This is a genomic window from Simplicispira metamorpha (genome assembly GCF_004341365.1).
Taxonomy (GTDB): Bacteria; Pseudomonadota; Gammaproteobacteria; order Burkholderiales; family Burkholderiaceae_C; genus Simplicispira; species Simplicispira metamorpha.
Map to the genome: position 1 here is coordinate 14301 of NZ_SLXH01000033.1, position 19902 is coordinate 34202.

The following is a 19902-nucleotide window of genomic DNA, read 5'->3' on the forward strand; positions in this document are numbered from 1 at the left end:
ACTATGGATGAACAAGGTCTCAACGATGCAGCCATCTTCCTGATGTCATTGGGCGAGGAAGAGGCATCAGAGGTTTTCAAGCATTTCTCACCCAAAGAGGTGCAAAAGCTGGGCGAGGCCATTGCGCGCATGCGCTCGGTTTCGCGCGACAAGGTCGATGAGGTAGTAACCAAGTTCACCAACGCGGCAGCGGCCCAGAGTTTGCTGGTGTCCGACACCAGCGACTATGTGCGCTCGGTGCTGAGGCGGGCGCTGGGCGACGACAAAGCCTCTCTGCTGATTGACCGTATCTTGCAGGGCGGTGACGTTTCGGGCATTGAGAGCCTGAAGTGGATGGACCCGCTGTCGGTGGCTGAACTGTTGCGTGGTGAGCACCCGCAGATCATTGCGGCCATTCTGGTGCATCTGGAGTACGAGCAATCGGCTGCGGTGCTCAAGCAATTTACCGAGCGCCAGCGCAGCGAAGTCATGCTGCGCGTGGCCACGTTGGAAGGTATTCAGCCGATTGCGCTGAAAGACCTGAACGAGGTGCTGTTCAAGGTGCTGGCTGGGGGGGACAAGATTCGCAAGACGTCGCTGGGCGGCGTCAAGACAGCGGCAGAAATCATCAACCTGTTGGGCTCGAACATCGAGTCCTCAGTACTTGAGTCGATTGGCAGCCACGATCCTGAGCTGGCCCAAAAGATCATGGACAAGATGTTCGTGTTCGAGCACATGGTCAAACTCGATGACCGCTCTATCCAGATCGTGTTGCGCGAGGTGGCTTCCGAGACACTGATCGTGGCATTGAAGGGGGCATCGTCGGAGCTGATGGACAAGTTCCTGAACAACATGTCCAAGCGTGCTTCGGCGTCGCTGCGCGAAGACCTGGAGGCCCGTGGCCCGTTGCGACTTTCCGAAGTGGAAGAGCAGCAAAAAGAAATCATCAAGATCGTGCGCCGTTTGGCCGACGAAGGTCAGGTGGTGATTGGTGGTGGCGCAGATGACAGCTTCGTCTAAATACCGCAGCGCTTACACGCGCTTTATTCCCCGCGAAGAGCTGGGGCACGCTACACCGGTGCAGTTTGGTGCAGTGGATGGCTCGGGCCTGAAGATTTTTTCAGCGGAAGACAAGCTGGCCGCCGAGCAGGCATTGCAAGAAGAACAGTTGCGCGCGCAGCAAGAGGCACACGCTGCACAGACGCAGCAAATGCTCTTGGAGTACCAGGCGCAGGCACAGCAGGACCGTGATACGGCAGTACAACAGGCCCAGGCCCAGGGCCAGGAGCAGGGCCGTGCAGAGGCTGCGCTGGAGTGGCAGCAGCGCCTGGATGAATACGTGGCTGGGCAAGGTCAAGAGGCTGCCTTGCGCTTGGAGGCGGTAGTGCAGACACTGCAAGCGCAGTTGCAGTCCATGCAGCAACACATGGCGCAAGACGTGCTGGAGCTGGCTTGCGATATCGCCCGCCAGGTAGTACGCCAGGAACTGCGCGCTAATCCGCAGGCTTTGTTGCCCGTGGTGCGCGAGGCGCTGGAGATGGTGGTGTCGGACGGGCGCCCCGCTACGGTACGGTTGCATCCGCAAGACCATGCTGCGGTGGCCGATGCCTTGCGCGCAGAAATGCCACAGGCCTCGGTGCAGTGGGTGGCCGATGCAGCGGTGGCGCCGGGCGGCTGCCTGGTCGATGCGGCTGGCACGGTGGTAAATGGCAGCCTGGAAAAACGTTGGCAGCGTGCGATTGCCCCTCTGGGGCTGGCTGCGGCGTGGGAGCCTGAGTTGGCGCCCGGTGGGGACGATGATGGCATCTGAAGATGCCTTTGCTGCGCAGCATTGGACGCAGTTCATGGCAGGTGCGCGCGCGCGCTTGGCCGATGGCGTGCCGCTGGAGACGCGCGGCACCCTGACTCGCCTGACCGGACTGGTGCTGGAGGCCTCGGGCATCCGTGTGCCGGTGGGCTCGCAGTGCATGCTGCAAATGCCGGGTCAGGAGCCGGTGCTGGCCGAGGTGGTGGGTTTTTCTGACGACCGTGCCTTTTTGATGCCAGCGGGCGATGTCCACGGTATGTCCAGTGGGGCCAGTGTGGTGCCAGCACCGCCGTATGTCCCGAGGCCACGTTTGGGTGAGCCCTCGCGGCCTGTCAGCCAAGTGGGCATGTTGCGTTTGCCCATGGGTGATGGTTTGCTGGGGCGCGTGGTGGACTCGCAAGGACTGCCGCTGGACCACGGCGGGCCGGTGCTGGATGTGGCGGCCGAGCCCATGGATCGCCGTCCCATCAACGCCATGGACCGTGACCCGGTGCGCGCACCGCTGGACACTGGGGTGCGCGCCATCAATGCGCTGCTCACGGTGGGGCGGGGTCAGCGCTTGGGGCTGTTTGCCGGTTCGGGTGTGGGTAAGAGCGTGCTGTTGGGCATGATGGCTCGCTATACCCAGGCCGATGTGATCGTGGTGGGGCTGATTGGAGAGCGGGGCCGCGAAGTCAAAGAATTCGTGGAAGATATTTTGGGGGCTGAGGATCGGGGGCGTGCTGTGGTGGTGGCTGCGCCAGCAGATGCCCCGCCGCTGTTGCGTATGCAGGGTGCGGCGTATGCCACAGCGGTGGCCGAGCATTTTCGGGACAAAGGCAAGCATGTATTGCTGCTGATGGACTCGCTCACGCGCTATGCCATGGCACAGCGTGAGATCGCCCTGGCCATTGGCGAGCCACCGGCCACCAAGGGCTATCCTCCATCGTGCTTTGCCAAGCTGCCAGCGCTGGTGGAGCGCAGCGGTAATGGTCTGCACGGGGTGGGTTCGATTACCGCCTTTTACACCGTACTCTCCGAGGGCGACGACCAGCAAGACCCGATTGCCGATGCAGCCCGCGCCATTTTGGATGGACATATTGTGTTGTCGCGTGCACTCGCCGAGATGGGGCACTTTCCGGCAATTGATATCGAACAGTCGGCATCGCGCGTCATGCACAACGTGGTCAGCCGTGAGCATTTTGAGCTGGCGCGGCAGTTCCGGGCCACCTATTCGCGCTACCAAAAGAGCCGTGATCTGGTGCAGGTGGGGGCTTACATGAGTGGCTCCGATCCGCAGCTTGATGATGCCATTCGCCGCCAGCCGGCCATGGCTGCGTTTTTGCAGCAGGGCATGTTTGATGCCTCCTCCATGGATGAGAGTTGCGCTGCCATGGCCCAGGTACTGAGGTAATGGGAGGGCCGAACCCGTGTCTGCACTGAAAGGCCTGATGGTGGCGGTGGAAGTAGCAGAGCGTCAGCGTGATGCTGCCCGCCAGGGAGTACAGAATGCACGTGCGGCGCACCAGGCTGCCCAGGGGCAGATGGAGCAGTTGCAGGGGTACGCCAACGAAACCGAAGGCCGCTGGGGTATGCGCGCCGATGCCACGGTGGCCCCGGAGGTGATGTTTCACCACTACCAGTTCATGGCGCGTCTGGCCCATGCCATCGGTTTGCAGACCACCGTGGTGCGAGATTACGAAGGGCGTGTGGCAGCAGCGCAACAAGGATTGCTGCAAACTGAGTTGCGCTTGGCCAGTTTGAAGAAGCTTACCGACAAGCGTCGCCTGGAGCTGGAGCATGCCCAGGCCCGCCGCGACCAAAAGCAGACCGACGAACGGGCGGCCTTGCAGTACCGTAAAACATCAAATGGCCTCTAGCGGGCCGGGAGCAGCGACCATGGAGCAAGTGCGTATATCCAGCCCCCAGGCACCCCAGGGCAGTGCCCAAGCCAGCCGGGGCAAACCGGCATCTTCGGATGGATTGTCGGCAGCGGCCGGTTCAGGCGAGTTCTTGTCATTGCTGTCGGCGTTGGGTGGTGAGGTTTTGCAGGATATGTCAGTGTCCGCGTCAGACTTGACTCCATCCACCACTTTATTTGGCGATGCTGCCTTGGCGCTGCCTGGTCAGGATCCACTGTTGCCGTTGGCCATTCCTGCAAGTGTGCTGCCGGAGCCTCCTGTCACTGACATGGCTGCTTTGCTGGCCTTGCAGGGCGGCTGGGGCGGTGTTGTATCGCCAGGGTCGCAGGTTGTAGCGGTGAGCGGGACAGGTACTGCACCGCAGGTGGGCGCCATCGCACAGTCTGTGTGGGGTGGGAGTGCCTTGGGACTGGGCAGTGCGCGCAACGCAGGGGGCGGGGGAGAGTTGGGGCTGGTGGCGCAAACGGCTGCGTTCGATACAGCCGCAGAGGAGCCCGTTGCCCATACGGCGCTCGCGTCTGCGCTGGGGGCGCGGCGCGCTGGTGCACGTGCGCTCGGCGCTGTAGGTACCGGCGATCTGGCTGCGGCCAGCGTCGCGCTGAAAGCAGGTGCCAGTGATCGCCAAGTGCTGGCGATTGGAGGAGGCTCTGGCGCACCGACAGCCTCAGTACCGCCGATCGGTGCATCTGCCTTGGCGTCCTCTGATCGTCGGGAGTCTGCTGCTACCGCAGTGCCAGCAGGGCAGCCGCAGGCAGACATGGCGTTGGTAGCACCTGGCCCTGCCGCGCTGGGCGCGCCCGAATGGTTGCGCGGTGGACAAGGTCTTGCGCGTGGCAGCGAGGGGATTGCGCCGTTGGCGGGTGCAGGTAGTCAGGGCACCTCAGCTGCGTCCGCACCATTGCCCGATTCAGCTGAAGTGGGTCAGCCTTTTGACCCGTCTGCTGCGCTGGGGCCTGAAGACACTGTAGCGGAACAGGTGGCGTACTGGGTTAGCCAGAATATCCAGAATGCCGAACTGACGGTGGAACACGCTGGTCATCCGGTGGAGGTGAGTGTGGCGCTTACGGGCAAGGAGGCACATGTCACTTTCCGCAGCGACCAAGGCCAGACTCGTGAATTGCTGGATGCTAGCGTGGACCAGCTGCGTGAACTGCTTGGCCGTGAGGGATTGGAGTTGTCTGGCGTCACGGTGGGCCATTCGGGGGGACAGGGGGGGCAGTCGGGAGAGGCAGGCGCACAGCGTGAGGGCCAGCGTGGCGCTCGCCAAGTGACTGTACAAGTTCCTGGCATTGCTGCCAGTGGTCAGCGCTCTGCGGTGCTAACCGATAAGGCTGTGGATGTTTTTGTCTAGGCGCTGACCTGTTTGCATGCAGGGGCGCGGTGGAATGCCAGTGGTTTATGCTTTTATTCTGGCTATTATGGGGGGCTGCATGTTGAATAATGCAGTCCATCACCCATAGGCTTGTGCGCGTCTAAAGCGCGTCGGCCCCTTCTGCTTGTCGCAAGGAATATCCAACGTGTCGACCCCCGCCCCGGCCGCCGAGCCCGCCACCAAGCCTGCCAAGAGCAAGAAGCTTCTCCTTATTGGCGGGGTGCTGCTGCTGTTGCTGATCGTCGCTGGTGGTGCTGCTGCTTGGTTCATGTCGCAAAAACAAGCGCTGGATGAGAACGGAGAGCCTATCGCCGCTGCACCCAAAGCTGCGGTAGCGCCGACCTTTTTGCCATTAGAAAACATGGTGGTCAATTTGGCCGACCCCGGGGGCGATCGCTTTGTGCAGCTGGGTATTACGTTGGAGCTTGCAGATGACAAAACAGCAGACAAGGTCAAACAGTACATGCCCAGTGTCCGCAGTAGCATTTTGATGCTGCTGTCGCAGCGCACTGCAGAAGACCTTTTGCTTCTGGAGGGGAAGGAAAAGCTGGCGCTGGATATTCAGCGCGAGGTGGCCCGCCCTCTGGGTTTCCGGGCCAACGAAGCACGCAATGCGCGTCCTGCGGATGCGGAAGGCGATGATCCGCCTCCGCGCAGGCAGCAAAATCCAGTTCGACGCGTTCTGTTTTCCAGCTTTATCATTCAATAACGCTGGTGAGGTTGCGGCGATGAGCGAATCATTTTTATCCCAGGAAGAAGTCGATGCCCTGCTGGAAGGGGTGACTGGCGAGAGCCAGAAAAACTCCGAAGAGGTGCATGAAGACGGTGAAGTCCGCCGTTACGATATTTCCAGCCAAGAGCGCATTGTTCGTGGGCGCATGCCGACGATGGAAATCGTCAACGAGCGCTTTGCCCGGAACTTCCGTATTGGCTTGTTCAATTTCATACGCCGCAGTCCCGAAATTTCGGTGGGAACGGTGGCGGTGCAGCGTTACAGCGCGTTCTTGCGTGAACTGGCGGTACCCACCAATTTCAACATTGTGGCCATCCGGCCCCTGCGTGGTAACGGCCTGATTGTGTGTGAGCCGTCGCTGGTCTTCGGCATTATCGATACTTTGTTTGGTGGTGTGGGCAAGTTCCAGACACGTATTGAAGGGCGCGATTTTTCGCCTACCGAGCAGCGCATCATCAATCGGCTGGTTGATGTGATTTGTGCAGAGTACAAAAAAGCTTGGCATGGCATTTATCCACTAGAGCTTGAGTACCAGCGTTCTGAGATGCAGCCCCAGTTTGCCAACATTGCAACGCCCAGCGAAATTGTGGTGTCTACCGCATTCCAGCTAGAGATTGGCGATTTGGCGGGCGCTATCCATATCTGCATGCCTTATGCCACGCTGGAGCCTATCCGTGATGTGCTTTATTCATCTACCCAGGGTGACTCCATTGAAGTGGATCGTCGCTGGGTGCGCGTGTTGACGCGTGAAATTCAGTCGGCAGAAGTGACGCTGGTGGTCGAGTTGGCGCGTGCTGATGCGACTGTGGAGCAGCTGTTGGCCATGAAGCCTGGTGACTTTATTGAGTTGGATCGAGAACCCCGTATACGTGCATCCATTGGTGGCGTTCCTGTGTTTGAGTGTCAGTACGGCACACACAATGCAAAGTACGCCATTCGCATTGAAGAGTGTTTGCGCACTTCGGATCTGAGCTGGATGGGAGAAAAGAATGGCAAATGAAGAAAACAAGAGCAGTGCCGATGATCCGTTTGCAGGTTGGGCTGAGGCACTCGAAGAGCAAAAAAAAGTAGACGACAAAGATACTGAACAGGGAGGGCCACTCAGCGGTGAAGCGGTGCGGCCTTTTGCTGCAGCTGGCGATCCGCCGATCAATGACATCAACATGGTGCTGGATATTCCGGTGCAGTTGTCGGTGGAGTTGGGGCGTACCAAAGTACCTATCAAGTACATCCTGCAATTGGCCCAAGGCTCTGTTGTGGAATTGGATGCGCTGGCAGGCGAGCCTATGGATGTGCTCGTCAATGGCTATTTGATTGCGCAAGGTGAGGTTGTGGTAGTGAACGACAAGTTTGGTATCCGCTTGACAGACGTCGTTACGCCGTCCGAGCGCCTGCGCCGGGTCAGCCGTGGATAGTGGTGGCATGTCGCAGGCTTTGACAGCCGTGGTGCTGTTTGTCGGCGCCGTAGCTATGTTGCCGTGGCTGGTTCGGTACCTACAGCAGCGCCGCGTTGTAGCGCAGGCTGGTTTGGGGATGGCGGCGCGTGTATTGTCGGCGGTCGCGGTGGGGCCGCACCAGCGTGTGGTGACTGTAGAAGTCGGCCCGGATGGTGCAAGGGTCTGCTTGGTCTTGGGTGTTACAGCACAACAGGTGAGTTGTTTGCATGTGCTCCAACCTACAGTGCCTATACCCCCGGTGGGCAGTTTTACCCAAGTTATGGCGCAGGCGACGCAATCCGACGCTTATGGCGAAGAAAGTCGCCATGTTTAATCGCTGGCGGCTATACGGCATATCTGGTAGAGACTTGCCGCGTTATTTGGGCTTGCTGGTGCTGTGCATGGCTGGCATGGTTTGGCATATGCCGGTTTGGGCGCAGGCGGCTGGTTCCTTGCCTCTGTTGGTAGGAGCGGGAGGCCAAGGAACGAGCTTCTCGGTGCCGATACAGACGCTGCTCTTTTTTACGGCCCTGTCATTCTTGCCAGCCATTTTGCTGATGATGACTGGCTTTACACGCATTGTCATAGTGTTGTCGTTGCTGCGCCAAGCTTTAGGTACGCAGTCGGCACCACCCAATCAGGTAATTATTGGGCTATCGCTTTTTCTCACCATGTTTGTCATGGGCCCTACTTTAGACAAGGTGTATCAGGAAGCCTATTTGCCCTACACCACCAATGCCATCAGCTTTGAGCAGGCGGTAGAAAAGGCAGAAGCTCCCATGCGACAGTTCATGCTGAAGCAGACGCGGCAGTCTGATTTTTCGCTGTTTGCGCGATTGGCCAAACTTGAATCTTCAACTACTGCAGAGACTGCGCCCTTAAGGGTTCTGGTGCCTGCTTTTGTAACCAGTGAGCTGAAGTCTGCATTCCAGATAGGGTTCATGATCTTTATCCCTTTTCTGGTTATTGATATGGTGGTGTCCAGCATTCTGATGTCTTTGGGCATGATGATGCTGTCACCTGTACTGGTGGCGTTGCCATTCAAACTGATGTTGTTTGTGCTGGCTGATGGCTGGAATTTGCTGATTGGCTCGCTGGCTGCCAGTTTTGTCACTTAACGGGAGAAAGCATGACTTCGCAAATGGTTCTTACCATAGGGCGTGAGGCGCTGACGCTGCTGCTCATGATTGCGATGCCTGTGCTGGGCGTGGTCATGGGCGTGGGCTTGCTGGTGAGTATTTTCCAGGCTGTCACTCAAATTCACGAGGCTACCTTGGCTTTTGTGCCCAAATTGATTGCCGCAATGGTGGTGTTTTCTGTTGTTGGCCCATGGATGTTAAGCACGTTGGTGGACTACATCCGACGTACCATTGAGTCCATTCCAGCGATGATGGGATAGGTGAGTGGTGCCAAGTTGATCACCTTTTCTGAGGCACAGCTGGTCACGTGGCTGTCTCCGATTCTTTGGCCATTTTTACGTGTATTGGCGTTATTTTCTGTAGCGCCAGTGTTTTCGATGCGCGTGATTCCGATGCGCGCCAAGATTGGATTGGCTTTTTTCGTCTCTTTGTGCGCGCAAACCATGCTGGCGAACCAGCCGGTGGTTCCGTTCAACAGTCCTGCGGCACTGGGTGCTGTCATGCAGCAAGTGGGCGTTGGTCTGGCTCTCGGGTTTGCTGTGCGTTTGGTATTCGCCTCGGTGGAGCTGGCGGGTGAAATCGTTGGCTTGCAGATGGGGTTGAATTTTGCATCCTTTTTCGATCCGACCAGCAATGCACAAGTGAGCGCAGTAGCGCGTTTCTTTGGGCAAATGGCCATGCTGCTGTTTGTAGTCATCAATGGTCATTTACTGCTGATCATGGCGGTCGTGGAGAGTTTTCGGAGCTTTCCGGTGGATGGAAACTTCTTGCAGGCGCTTGCGCAGATGCGCCTTTATGCGCTGGGAACATCGCTGTTCTCTAGCGCTTTGTGGATTGCCTTGCCCATGATGGCGTTGCTATTGTTTGTCAACTTGACGATGGGCATCATCTCGCGTGTTGCTCCCCAGATGAACATTTACGCTGTCGGTTTTCCGGTCACGTTGACCGTCGGCTTGCTTGGTATTACAGCCACATTGCCCATGTTGGAGCAGCCCGTGCTGACGTTGCTACAGCAAGCCATAGACTTGTTTGCTGTTCAGCGGTAGAGCAGTGCTTTGAACAGGCTATTAAACCAACTGATTGCGTATGGCGTATACGGTGAGCTCAGCATTATTGGTAAGGCCGAGTTTTTCCAGTACCCGGGAGCGATAGACACTTACGGTTTTGGGGCTGAGCATCAATTCTTCTGCGATTTCAGACAGTCGTCTGCCAGTAGCAATTTTGAGCAGAGTTTGTAGCTCGCGTTCCGACAACGCTGAGTGGGGCATTTCTGGTACACGTTCTGAAACGCTCTCCGCCAGCATTTGCGCTACTTCCGGGGTAAGGTATTTGCGTCCTTGCATGATAGTGCGCACTGCCTCTATCAATGCGACAGGGTCAGAGGCTTTGTTGGCATACCCTTGGGCACCAGCGCGCAGACAGCGCACTGCATATTGATCCTCCGGGTACATCGAGACAACCAGTACCTTGATTTCTGAGTCTGTCTCGCGCAGACTGGCCAATGCTTCCAGACCGCTACGTCCAGGCATGTTCAAGTCCAGTAGCAAGACGTCACAGGTTGCCTCACGAAGTATTTCGCGTAATTCGGCATAGCTTCCTGCTTCACCAGTGACTTGAATATCAGGCGCTTCTGTCAACGTGTCACGGATACCACGACGCACCACTGCATGGTCATCACAGAGTACTACCTGAATCACTGAGTCTCTCCCGTTGCTGATGCCACGGATCCTAGCGGTACCGACAAGATTACGGAAGTTCCATGTCCCGGAGACCCACTGATGTCCAGCCAGCCGTTGACTGTTAACGCACGTTCTTGCAGGCCTTTGAGGCCAAATGCTTTTGGTTTGTCGAGCGCAGCAGGCTCCAAGCCCTGCCCGTTATCGCTCACTTCAAGCGTCAGCACACCTTCTGAGTCTGAGAGGTCAATACGCACTTGACTAGAGTTTGCATATTTGGAAATGTTGGTTAACGCTTCTTGTGCTGTACGGTACGCCACCAGTTGCACTGCATTGGGAACTTCAATGGTTTGTGAGCTGGTCCGTACTTGGGTGGGTACGCCCGTGCGGCGCTCGAAGTCCTCAGCGAGCCATTGCACAGCTGCGACCATGCCTTGATCTAGTATGTGTGGTCGCAGGTTCATCATGATGCGTTGGCTGGCACCAATTGCATGTTGCAACATACTCGTGGCTGCTTGTGCATGTTCACGCACGTCTGTTTGTGTAGTGTGGCGGTCTATCCACGCTAGATCAAAGCGGATGGCTGTCAATGCTCCCCCAATGTCGTCGTGGATTTCACGCGCAATTGCGGCACGTTCGTTTTCTATGGAGGTTTGCAGGTGTTGGGTTAATTCGGCCAGCCGCTTTTGCGAGGCTGCCAAATCCCGTGCAGTCTGTTCCCTCAGTAGCCTGGTTTGATGTACTTCGCAGGCCCGCCGTATCACGTGGGGCAGGCGTGTCATGTCATCCTTGAGCACGTAGTCGGCAATGCCCAAACGCATGGCATCTACTGCGGCTGCTTCTCCAATGGCGCCTGAAAGCAAGATAAAAGGTGGGTGGTTATGCTGCTCAACAGTGATTTGCCAAGCATCCAGGGCTGTGAAGCCTGGTAGCCTGTAATCTGCAAGTATCACATCCACGTGAGTGCCTGTGAGCAGACGTTTGAACGACTCCAGGCAGTCTGCGTGTTGCACAGTGAATACCATGTCTGAGCGGCGCAAAACTGTGACTGCCAAGCGGTGATCTGCCAGTGAGTCTTCCAAGTGCAGAATACTGAGCAACTGCTCTGGTTCGGTGGGAGCCATGTGTAGCGCTATCATAGGATACAAATTGGAACAAGCAAGGGTTTGGGCGCTGTGATGGCCATAGGCCATGCCAAGGTGAAATAGGGTGCAGGAGCACGGTCGTAGTGCCGTTGTCCTGCAGGGTGTGGCACTGAATACGGATGCACCATGCAAGCTACAGGCAGCGATGGAGAAACAATGCAGTCAACACTAACAAGAACAGGACTCCCGGGAGTCCAGGTGCCTGTCATGGTGGCGGCAGATTTGCAGGATTCATTAATGGTGGTAATGCACGACCTGCACCGGCTGGAGGGGTTGCTGAGCCATGCAGCTGACAAGCTATTGGAAAATTTTGGACAGGCCAATGACGCTTTGAGTGACCCCGTTGTCGGAGAATCCGTTGAGCTTACAAATGCGCGCGCGGCGCTTCGACGTGCTGTCACAGAGCTACAGTTTCAGGATATGGCATCGCAGTTGATATGGCATACCACTAAAGTGTTGCAGGGGTGTGCGTTCAGGTTAGCAGCGGAAGCCATGGGACATGAAGAGGGCGAAGATGCTGCGCCATTTATAGAAATGGCACCAGATCGTCCCAACCCTGTGACTCAGAGTGAAATGGATGCTGGATCCATAGAGCTGTTTTGAACGGCACAATCCACTTTACAACGAATATTTTCAATTCTGCTGGAGCCTTTACATGCAATCGATTCTTGCCGTTGATGACTCTCCGTCCATGCGGAAAATGGTGTCTTTCACCCTGACCGGTGCAGGCTACCATGTAGTCGAGGCGGTGGATGGTGAAGACGCTTACGAGAAAGCGCAAAACCAAGACATCGATCTGGTGCTCGCAGACCAGAACATGCCTCGCCTTGATGGTATTGGGCTGACACGCAAGTTGCGTGAGCACCCTAAATTCAAGACGGTTCCCATCTTGATTTTGACCACTGAATCCAGCGACCAAATGAAGCAGGCCGGCCGCAGTGCTGGTGCCACTGGTTGGCTGGTTAAACCCTTTGATCCCAACCGGCTCATTGAAGTGATCCGGAAAGTGATTCGTTAATGGCGATGGACAGGTACACCACGTACACAGGAGCCCCCCATGGGTGAAACCTATCAAGAAGGCACTGGCGCAGGGGCGGATTTCGACCTCACCCAGTTTTATCAGATATTTTTTGAGGAGGCCGGTGAGAATCTGGATCAGATGGAGCGCATCCTGCTTGATCTAGACCTTACTGCTGCCAATGATGAGGAGCTCAACGGTATTTTTCGTTGTGCGCACTCGATCAAGGGTGGTTCTGCCACGTTCGGTTTTTCTGATGTGGCTGAGTTGACGCACCATATGGAGTCGTTGCTGGATCGCTTGCGCCGGCACGAAATTCAGCCGATTCCCGAGATGGTTGATGTATTGCTGGAGTCGGCTGATGCCTCTCGCAGCTTATTGGCTCGCCACCAGTCGGGCGGGCAAGGCGAGGCTGCATCTACCGCAGGCTTGGTGCGGCGCATCAGTGAATTGGCCTCAGGTGCGGTGCCAACACCTGTGCCTGCACCCCCGCCTGCGCCAGTTCAAGCACCCGCTCCGCAGGCACCAGCGCAGGCGCTGAGCGCACTGCCTCCGGGTGTTCGTCGCATTCAGGTGCGCATTGGCCCCTTGGATCGGCTTGAGCAAGCAGATGCTGTCAAAGAGTTGTTTCGTGATATTCCAGGGCTTGGCACTATCAGTGATTTGCCGAGCGATCAGGCACAAACACGCCTCTTCGCGGTGGAAACATCATCCACGAATGACGATTTATTGGACTTGTTTGCATTCCATGTATCCAAGGAGCAAGTTCAAATACACCCGGTGGGCGGCATTGAGCAACAAGAGCTCGTAGACTCAGGGGCAGTGTCTGCCAAAGAAGGTATGAATGAGGAGCCTTACGGTTTCTTTGGAGACGCGCCTGGCGCACCCGCCACCGGTGTGGTTGCGCCTGTCGTGGCTTTGCCCGTGCCCGTACCCGCGCCTGTGCCACCAGCTGCCAGTAGTGTCCCTAAGGTGGCAAGTCAAGCACAGATGGAATCCACTACGATTCGTGTCGCTGTCAACAAAGTGGATCAACTTATCAACTTGGTGGGGGAATTGGTCATTACGCAGGCTATGCTTGCACAAAACAGCCATGGTCTTGATGCCGCGGCATACCAGCAACTGCTAGCAGGATTGGCAGATCTGGATCGCAATACGCGTGACTTGCAAGAGTCAGTCATGTCTATCCGCATGATTCCCATGTCGGTTGTTTTCAGCCGCTTTCCCCGAATGCTTCGCGATTTGGCCAATAAACTGGGCAAAAAAGTCGATTTGGTGACGTTGGGTGAAGCCACTGAATTGGACAAGGGGTTGGTAGAGAAAATCACTGACCCTCTGACGCACTTGGTGCGTAACAGTGGCGATCACGGTATTGAGATGCCTGCTGATCGCTTGGCCAAGGGAAAACCTGAGCACGGCACCATCACGTTGTCTGCATCACACCAGGGTGGCTCCATCGTGATTGACGTGCGTGATGATGGCCGCGGCCTTTCACGCGAGAAAATTCTGCGCAAGGCGCGTGAGCGTGGCATGGACGTATCAGACCAGATGGCGGATGCAGACGTCTGGATGCTCATTTTTGCGCCAGGTTTTTCTACGGCCGAGGTGGTTACCGATGTTTCTGGGCGTGGCGTGGGTTTGGACGTGGTCAAGCGCAACATCGCAGCCCTGAATGGAACGGTGGAGATTGAGTCCACCGAAGGCGTAGGCATGAAAGTGTCGGTGCGCTTGCCTTTGACCTTGGCCATCATGGATGGCATGTCGGTCGGAGTGGGTGATGAGGTCTATATCTTGCCTCTTTCCTCGGTGGTCGAGTCCTTCCAGGTCAATTCCGACGATGTGAGCACGGTGGCGCAGGGCGCCCAATTGGTGAAAGTGCGCGACGAATACATGCCCGTGATTGCTTTGGAGCGTATCTTCCAGGTGCCCCGATGTGATCCTGAAAAATCGAGCACTATCATGGTTGTTGTAGAAGCTGACGGTAGTCGCGTGGCTTTGCTGGTGGACGAGCTGTTGGGGCAGCACCAGGTGGTGGTGAAAAATCTGGAATCGAATTACCGTAAGGTGCCGAACGTTTCCGGGGCGACTATCCTGGGCGATGGCAAGGTGGCCCTCATTTTGGATATTGGTGGCCTGGTTCGCCGGGCGCGTCATTGAGTGTGCCAACGTAATTTAAGGAGAATTCACCATGAGCGTAATAAGCAAGACGGGGGAGGCTGCCTCTTCGGGGGCACGTGAGTACCTCACGTTTCGACTAGATCAAGAGGAATACGGGATCGATATCCTCAAGGTCCAGGAAATACGGGGCTATGAGCCACCCACCCGCATCGCTAACGCGCCTGACTTCATCAAGGGCGTTGTCAACCTGAGGGGCACTATTGTCCCGATTGTGGATATGCGCTTGAAATTCAATTGCGCCCAGGTGGAGTACAACAGTTTTACGGTTGTCATCATCCTGAATTTGCGCCATCGTGTGGTGGGCATCGTGGTGGATTCCGTCAGCGATGTGATGGAGTTAGCACCCGATAGCATCCGGGCTGCTCCGGATATTGAGAGTGTTATCGACAACGGTTGTATTTTGGGGCTCGGCTCTGTCGGTGATCGCATGTTGATCTTGTTGGATATCGAAAAACTGATGTCCAGTGTTGATATGGGTTTGGTGGCTGTAGGCGATTGAGCCTGAGCGGTTGTCCCGGGTCGACACTGGTGCATCGCGATGTACCGATTACGGGGTGGCGACAAAAAATTGTTTCAGGATATACCGCGCATGCGTCAAGCTTCAGCAACTCCTCTTTCTAAGCGAGGTGATCCTGTACGTCCCGCAGGCGGTGAAGAGTCATCAGGGCCGTTGGAGCAGGGACGCGAGTTCGCTTGGTCTAACGCCGACTTTTTGCGGGTTCAGACGCTGATTTACCAGCGTGCAGGCATTAGCTTGCATGATGGCAAGCACGCCATGGTCTACAGCCGACTGTCACGGCGTTTGCGCGAAACGGGGCATGCCAGTTTTCGGGAATACCTCGACTGGCTGGAGCGCCATGATGGCCCCGAGTGGCAGGAGTTTGTGAATGCGCTGACCACCAACCTGACAGCGTTTTTCCGAGAGCAGCACCACTTCGAGATTTTGGCAACGTACTTGCGCTCAAAACCTGCAGGAACGCCTTGGCGAGTGTGGTGCAATGCTGCATCAACGGGAGAAGAGCCTTACTCTATTGTCATCACCGCCTTGGAGGCGCTGGGGGCCAAAGCACCATTCAAACTGACTGCCAGCGATATTGATTCGCGCGTGTTGGCCACTGCTGCACAGGGGGTTTATCGGATGGATGCGCTCAAAGGCTTGAGTTCAGAGCGGTTGCAGCGGTTTTTTCTGCGCGGAAAGGGAGGAAACGCTGGTTTGATGCGTGCCAAGCCCGAATTGCGCAATGCTATTGAATTCATGATCGTTAACCTCATCCGTGATGACTGGCCGTTTCGTGAGCCTTTCGATGTGGTTTTTTGCCGTAACGTCATGATTTATTTTGATGCCGCAACGCAGCGTAGCGTATTAGAGCGAATCCATCGGGTGCTCAAACCCGGTGGCATGCTCTTCGTCGGACACGCTGAGAATTTCAGCGAATCCCGGGATCTTTTCACCTTGCGTGGAAAGACCGTCTACGAACGCCGTTAACTGGTTTGCCAAGTTTCTGCGCCACGCTTCATGACCACCATTCGATCTGGTTTCTCTACCCCCACTTTCATGGCGCAAGTGGGTGCTGCTGCGCCCGTGGTTTCCGAGCGCCGCAGCGTACCGCGCATGGCACCGTTCGCTCCCGAAATGCGCAGCGGGAGTGGGGTGGTCGTACGTGATTCCTGTCTGGATGAGCTCAAGGCCCGGCCCCGTCGGCCTGGGCAGGCGGGTTTCTTCTTTTTTGACCATCACTTCCAGCACAACGCCGTCAAGGTGTTGCCGGGTGAGTATTTTGTCTCCAATGAAAGCATGGTGATCATGACTGTGCTGGGCTCCTGCATTGCGGCATGTTTGTGGGACAGTCGCATGCAAGTGGGGGGTATGAACCACTTCATGCTGCCCGACGGTGATGCCACAGATGTTTCTGGGCGTTATGGCTCCTACGCCATGGAATTGCTCATCAACGAAATGCTTAAGCTTGGTGCCAGACGGGAAACCATGCAGGCGAAAATTTTTGGTGGCGCGCAGGTCATGCACAATTTCACCACCATGAATGTGGGTGAACGCAATACGCAATTCGTGGTGAGTTACTTGCGCACAGAACGCATTCCTATTGTTTCCGAGGACGTGCTGGATATTTATCCGCGCAAAGTGGTGTTCTTTCCTGCAACGGGAAAAGCCATGGTCAAGCGCTTGGCGCATGCCCACCCCGATGTCCTGGCGCAGGAGAAGCGGGGCAGCGCTGCCACAGTGGTTCAAACTACTGCTGGTGGGTCTGTGGATCTTTTTTAAGGAAGAGTTTTGGTGATGAGCAGGAAAATCCGGGTGATTGTGGTGGATGACTCCGCGCTGGTGCGCAGTCTGCTCGCGGAAATCATCAACCGCCAGCGTGACATGGAGTGCATCGGCACGGCCAATGACCCATTGATCGCTCGCGAGATGATTCGGGAGTTGAATCCCGATGTGATCACCTTGGATGTTGAAATGCCGCGCATGGACGGTATTGATTTTTTGGGGCGCCTAATGCGCCTGCGCCCCATGCCCGTGGTCATGATTTCCACCCTGACCGAGCGCGGTGCCGAAGTGACTTTGAAAGCGCTAGAGTTGGGAGCGGTGGATTTTGTTGCCAAACCGCGCGTGGGCCTTGCCAGCGGCTTGAATGAGCTGGCCAGCCAGATCGTGGACAAAATTCGGGTCGCTGCGGTAGCGCAGGTGCGGCGTATGCAGCGTGAACCTGTGGGCACTGCCGCAGTGGCAAATGCTGCGCAGCCAACCGCTTCCACGGCCAGCCTGCTGGGGCGCTTATCCACCGAGAAACTGATTTTCATCGGTGCATCCACGGGTGGTACCGAGGCGATCAAAGAAATTCTGGTGCATTTGCCCGCTGACTGCCCTGCTATTGTTATCACGCAGCACATGCCACCAGGCTTTACCACCAGCTTTGCTGCGCGACTCAACGGTCTGTGCCAGATCACGGTCAAAGAGGCTGTGCATGGCGAGCGCATCTTGCCTGGGCATGCCTACATTGCGCCTGGTGGCAAGCAGTTTTATGTAGGCCGCAGTGGCGCCAACTATGTGGCTGTGGTGGACGATGGCCCTCCCGTGAACCGGCACAAGCCATCGGTAGAAGTGCTTTTCAAATCCGCAGCCAGCGTGGTGGGGCGCAACGCGTTCGGCATCATGCTCACAGGGATGGGGGCCGATGGTGCCACTGCCATGCGCGAGATGAAAGACGCAGGCAGTTACAACTATGTGCAGGACGAAGCCAGTTGCATTGTGTTTGGCATGCCGCGTGAAGCGATTGCCAAGGGCGCCGCCGATGAGGTGTTGCCCCTGGTGCAGATCGCGCCAGCGCTGGTTGCCAGGTTGCGTGGCACTTCCGATCGGGGTTACCACCGCATTTGAGCGCAGCGGCAGCACCCGCGCTGCCTTACGCTGACAGCTCCGTCCAGCGCTCCAGGGCGGCCATCAGCGTATTTTCTATCTCTCCTTCGCGCGCATGCAGTGCAGCGGCGCGTGCGCTATCGCTGCTGTACAAAGTGCCGTCGGCCAAGGCTTGCTGAATGGCCTGCTGCTCTGTCTCCAGTGCGGTAATCAGGTTGGGCAGTTGATCGAGCTCACGTTGGTCTTTGTAATTTAGCTTCTTTTTTGATAGCTGTTCGCGCTTTACTGGCGGGCTTTGAGCCGTATTTTTGTTAGTATTTTCTGAGATGGCTTGCGTGCTAACTTCGGGCAGTGATGCGGCTGCAATTTCACGGCTGCGGCGCGACTGGATCAGCCAATCTTGCACGCTGCCTTCGTATTCACGCCACAGGCCATCGCCTTCAAAAGCAATGGTGCTGGTGACCACGTTGTCCAGAAAAGCACGGTCATGGCTGACCAGAAATACCGTGCCCTCATAGGTTTGCAGCAAATCTTCAAGCAGATCCAGGGTTTCAATGTCCAGGTCGTTAGTGGGCTCATCGAGTACCAGCACATTGGCGGGGCGAGCAAAAAGGCGGGCCAGTAGCAGGCGGTTGCGTTCGCCACCGGACAGCGAGCGCACCGGTGAGTGCGCTCGCGCAGGAGAAAACAGGAAGTCGCTCAGATAGCTTTTGACGTGCTTGCGTTGTTTGCCAATTTCAATCCACTCGCTGCCCGGACTGATGAAGTCTTCCAACGTAGCATCCAGATCAATGGCGTGGCGCATCTGATCAAAATAAGCAACCTGTAGGTTGGCGCCTTGGCGTACCCGACCGTTATCGGCTTGCAACTCGCCCAGAATCAGTTTGAGTAGCGTGGTTTTGCCTGCACCGTTGGGGCCGATCAGCCCGACTTTGTCACCGCGCAGAATCGTGCCGCTGAAGTTGCGGACGATGGTTTTGGCGCCAAAAGTCTTGGACACACCCTCCAGTTCCGCTACGATTTTTCCGCTGGGGGCACCGGATGCCAGATCCATCTTGACGCTGCCCAAGGTGTCGCGGCGCGCAGCGCGGCTGGCGCGCAAGGCTTCCAGGCGCCCTATGCGGCTTTGGCTTCGGGTCCGGCGGGCCTCAACGCCTTTGCGGATCCAGATTTCTTCTTGTGCCAACAGCTTGTCAGCCTTTGCGGCAATGGTGTCTTCCTGGGCGAGCTGCTCTTGTTTTTGCAACTGGTACTGCGCGAAGTTGCCAGGATAAGAGCGCAATTGACCCCGATCTAGCTCGACGATGCGGGTGGCCACCCGATCCAAAAAGACGCGATCATGGGTAATGGTGACAATACTGCCGCTGAAATCTACCAGCAGTTCTTCAAGCCATTCGATAGAGTCCAAGTCCAAGTGGTTGGTCGGCTCATCCAGCAGCAGTACATCGGGCCTGGTAACCAATGCCTGTGCGAGTGCCACCCGCTTGCGTGTGCCACCAGAGAGATTAGCAATGCGCGCTTGTGGATCCAGATGCAAGCGCTGCAAGGTTTCTTCTACCCGCTGCTCCCAGTTCCAGGCATCGTAGGCTTCAATTTGTGTCTGCAGCGCATCCAGATCGACTCCGTCAGCCCCACTCAGGTACTGATCGCGCAGCGTGATGACTTCAGCCAAGCCTTCGGAAGTAGCTTCGAAAACGGTTGCGGCTGGATCTAGTGTGGGTTCTTGTGCAACGTAGGCGATGCGTACGCCTTGCTGAAGATGGCGTGCACCATCATCTGGGTGAGCCAGCCCTCCCAGTATCTTGAGCAGCGAAGACTTGCCTGCGCCGTTTCGACCAATCAATCCCACGCGCTCTCCTGTCTCCAGAGAGAAAGTTGCGTGATCCAGCAGAGCTACATGCCCGAAGGCCAGCTGTGCATCTAATAAAGTAATCAATGCCATGGTGCGAAGGATTATCCGGTGCAAGTCAGTGTTGCCCTGTGGTGGGATGCCTTGCGCACGCGATCTGAGAGATTTCTTGTCCTTCGTTGAAACATTTCCACGACGCCTTCTGTTCTGTGTTACAGTAGAGGGCTTCGCTACCCGGTGCTTTGGTTTTTCCGGTGTTGTTTGGGTGGCGAAGGTGGTTGAAAAAGTTTTCTGGGTTT

General features: G+C 56.6%; 22 protein-coding genes. 19 read left to right on the forward strand and 3 right to left on the reverse strand.

What is annotated here, in order from left to right; genetic code table 11:
- Positions 1-3: 3 nt before the first annotated feature.
- The 12 genes from fliG to fliR all read left to right on the forward strand — a co-directional run bounded on the left by fliG (position 4) and on the right by fliR (position 9413).
- Complete coding sequence (gene fliG, locus EV674_RS15170; RefSeq protein ID WP_119014167.1) at positions 4-999, forward strand: flagellar motor switch protein FliG; 996 nt, start codon at positions 4-6, stop codon at positions 997-999.
- A complete protein-coding gene (locus EV674_RS15175; protein ID WP_119014178.1) occupies positions 983-1789 on the forward strand; it encodes a flagellar assembly protein FliH in 807 nt (268 codons plus the stop codon). The genes fliG and EV674_RS15175 overlap by 17 nt, the downstream gene beginning before the upstream one ends.
- A complete protein-coding gene (gene fliI, locus EV674_RS15180; protein WP_119014179.1) occupies positions 1779-3179 on the forward strand; it encodes a flagellar protein export ATPase FliI in 1401 nt (466 codons plus the stop codon). Before EV674_RS15175 ends, fliI begins: the two co-directional genes overlap by 11 nt.
- 16 nt (positions 3180-3195) lie before the next feature.
- Positions 3196-3645, forward strand: coding sequence for a flagellar export protein FliJ (fliJ, locus tag EV674_RS15185; protein WP_119014168.1), 450 nt, complete (start codon positions 3196-3198; stop codon positions 3643-3645).
- A gap of 799 nt (positions 3646-4444) precedes the next feature.
- A complete protein-coding gene (locus EV674_RS15190; RefSeq protein WP_119014169.1) occupies positions 4445-5038 on the forward strand; it encodes a flagellar hook-length control protein FliK in 594 nt (197 codons plus the stop codon).
- A 166-nt stretch (positions 5039-5204) separates the two neighbouring features.
- Positions 5205-5768 carry a flagellar basal body-associated FliL family protein gene (locus EV674_RS15195; protein WP_241524991.1) on the forward strand — a complete coding sequence of 188 codons (564 nt, stop codon included), beginning with the start codon at positions 5205-5207 and terminating at the stop codon, positions 5766-5768.
- A 19-nt stretch (positions 5769-5787) separates the two neighbouring features.
- Entirely contained in the window at positions 5788-6792 is a 1005-nt protein-coding gene (gene fliM, locus EV674_RS15200) for a flagellar motor switch protein FliM (protein WP_119014170.1), read from the forward strand.
- The gene (fliN, locus tag EV674_RS15205) at positions 6782-7207 is read left to right on the forward strand and encodes a flagellar motor switch protein FliN (protein ID WP_119014171.1); all 426 of its coding nucleotides are present in this window, start codon (positions 6782-6784) and stop codon (positions 7205-7207) included. Before fliM ends, fliN begins: the two co-directional genes overlap by 11 nt.
- 7 nt (positions 7208-7214) lie before the next feature.
- Positions 7215-7562: a FliO/MopB family protein gene (locus EV674_RS15210; RefSeq protein ID WP_119014172.1), complete on the forward strand. Its 348-nt coding sequence runs from the start codon at positions 7215-7217 to the stop codon at positions 7560-7562.
- A 67-nt stretch (positions 7563-7629) separates the two neighbouring features.
- Positions 7630-8346 carry a flagellar type III secretion system pore protein FliP gene (fliP, locus tag EV674_RS15215; protein ID WP_132750473.1) on the forward strand — a complete coding sequence of 239 codons (717 nt, stop codon included), beginning with the start codon at positions 7630-7632 and terminating at the stop codon, positions 8344-8346.
- A gap of 11 nt (positions 8347-8357) precedes the next feature.
- The gene (gene fliQ / locus EV674_RS15220; RefSeq protein WP_119014828.1) at positions 8358-8627 is read left to right on the forward strand and encodes a flagellar biosynthesis protein FliQ; all 270 of its coding nucleotides are present in this window, start codon (positions 8358-8360) and stop codon (positions 8625-8627) included.
- A gap of 15 nt (positions 8628-8642) precedes the next feature.
- Complete coding sequence (gene fliR / locus EV674_RS15225; RefSeq protein WP_119014838.1) at positions 8643-9413, forward strand: flagellar biosynthetic protein FliR; 771 nt, start codon at positions 8643-8645, stop codon at positions 9411-9413.
- Between the two features lie 21 nt (positions 9414-9434).
- Here fliR and EV674_RS15230 read toward each other — a convergent pair whose 3' ends face one another.
- Both EV674_RS15230 and EV674_RS15235 read right to left on the reverse strand, forming a co-directional pair.
- Positions 9435-10064 carry a response regulator gene (locus EV674_RS15230; RefSeq protein WP_119014829.1) on the reverse strand — a complete coding sequence of 210 codons (630 nt, stop codon included), beginning with the start codon at positions 10062-10064 and terminating at the stop codon, positions 9435-9437.
- Positions 10061-11167: a hybrid sensor histidine kinase/response regulator gene (locus EV674_RS15235; protein WP_241525039.1), complete on the reverse strand. Its 1107-nt coding sequence runs from the start codon at positions 11165-11167 to the stop codon at positions 10061-10063. The genes EV674_RS15230 and EV674_RS15235 overlap by 4 nt, the downstream gene beginning before the upstream one ends.
- Before the next feature lie 177 nt (positions 11168-11344).
- On the opposite strand from EV674_RS15235, the gene EV674_RS15240 reads away from it, so the two are divergent.
- From EV674_RS15240 to EV674_RS15270, 7 genes are all read left to right on the forward strand, one after another.
- Entirely contained in the window at positions 11345-11791 is a 447-nt protein-coding gene (locus EV674_RS15240; RefSeq protein ID WP_119014839.1) for a hypothetical protein, read from the forward strand.
- Positions 11792-11843: 52 nt separating this feature from the next.
- Complete coding sequence (locus EV674_RS15245) at positions 11844-12206, forward strand: response regulator (protein ID WP_119014831.1); 363 nt, start codon at positions 11844-11846, stop codon at positions 12204-12206.
- Positions 12207-12245: 39 nt separating this feature from the next.
- Positions 12246-14363: a chemotaxis protein CheW gene (locus EV674_RS15250; protein ID WP_119014832.1), complete on the forward strand. Its 2118-nt coding sequence runs from the start codon at positions 12246-12248 to the stop codon at positions 14361-14363.
- 31 nt (positions 14364-14394) lie between these two features.
- Positions 14395-14883 carry a chemotaxis protein CheW gene (locus tag EV674_RS15255; protein ID WP_119014833.1) on the forward strand — a complete coding sequence of 163 codons (489 nt, stop codon included), beginning with the start codon at positions 14395-14397 and terminating at the stop codon, positions 14881-14883.
- A gap of 90 nt (positions 14884-14973) precedes the next feature.
- A complete protein-coding gene (locus EV674_RS15260) occupies positions 14974-15870 on the forward strand; it encodes a CheR family methyltransferase (RefSeq protein ID WP_119014834.1) in 897 nt (298 codons plus the stop codon).
- Between the two features lie 30 nt (positions 15871-15900).
- Positions 15901-16662, forward strand: coding sequence for a chemoreceptor glutamine deamidase CheD (gene cheD / locus EV674_RS15265; protein WP_374761701.1), 762 nt, complete (start codon positions 15901-15903; stop codon positions 16660-16662).
- Positions 16663-16677: 15 nt separating this feature from the next.
- On the forward strand, positions 16678-17775 hold the full coding sequence (locus EV674_RS15270) for a protein-glutamate methylesterase/protein-glutamine glutaminase (RefSeq protein ID WP_119014836.1): 1098 nt from the start codon (positions 16678-16680) through the stop codon (positions 17773-17775).
- A 25-nt stretch (positions 17776-17800) separates the two neighbouring features.
- Here EV674_RS15270 and EV674_RS15275 read toward each other — a convergent pair whose 3' ends face one another.
- Positions 17801-19696 carry an ATP-binding cassette domain-containing protein gene (locus EV674_RS15275; protein WP_119014837.1) on the reverse strand — a complete coding sequence of 632 codons (1896 nt, stop codon included), beginning with the start codon at positions 19694-19696 and terminating at the stop codon, positions 17801-17803.
- Between the last annotated feature and the right edge of the window lie 206 nt (positions 19697-19902).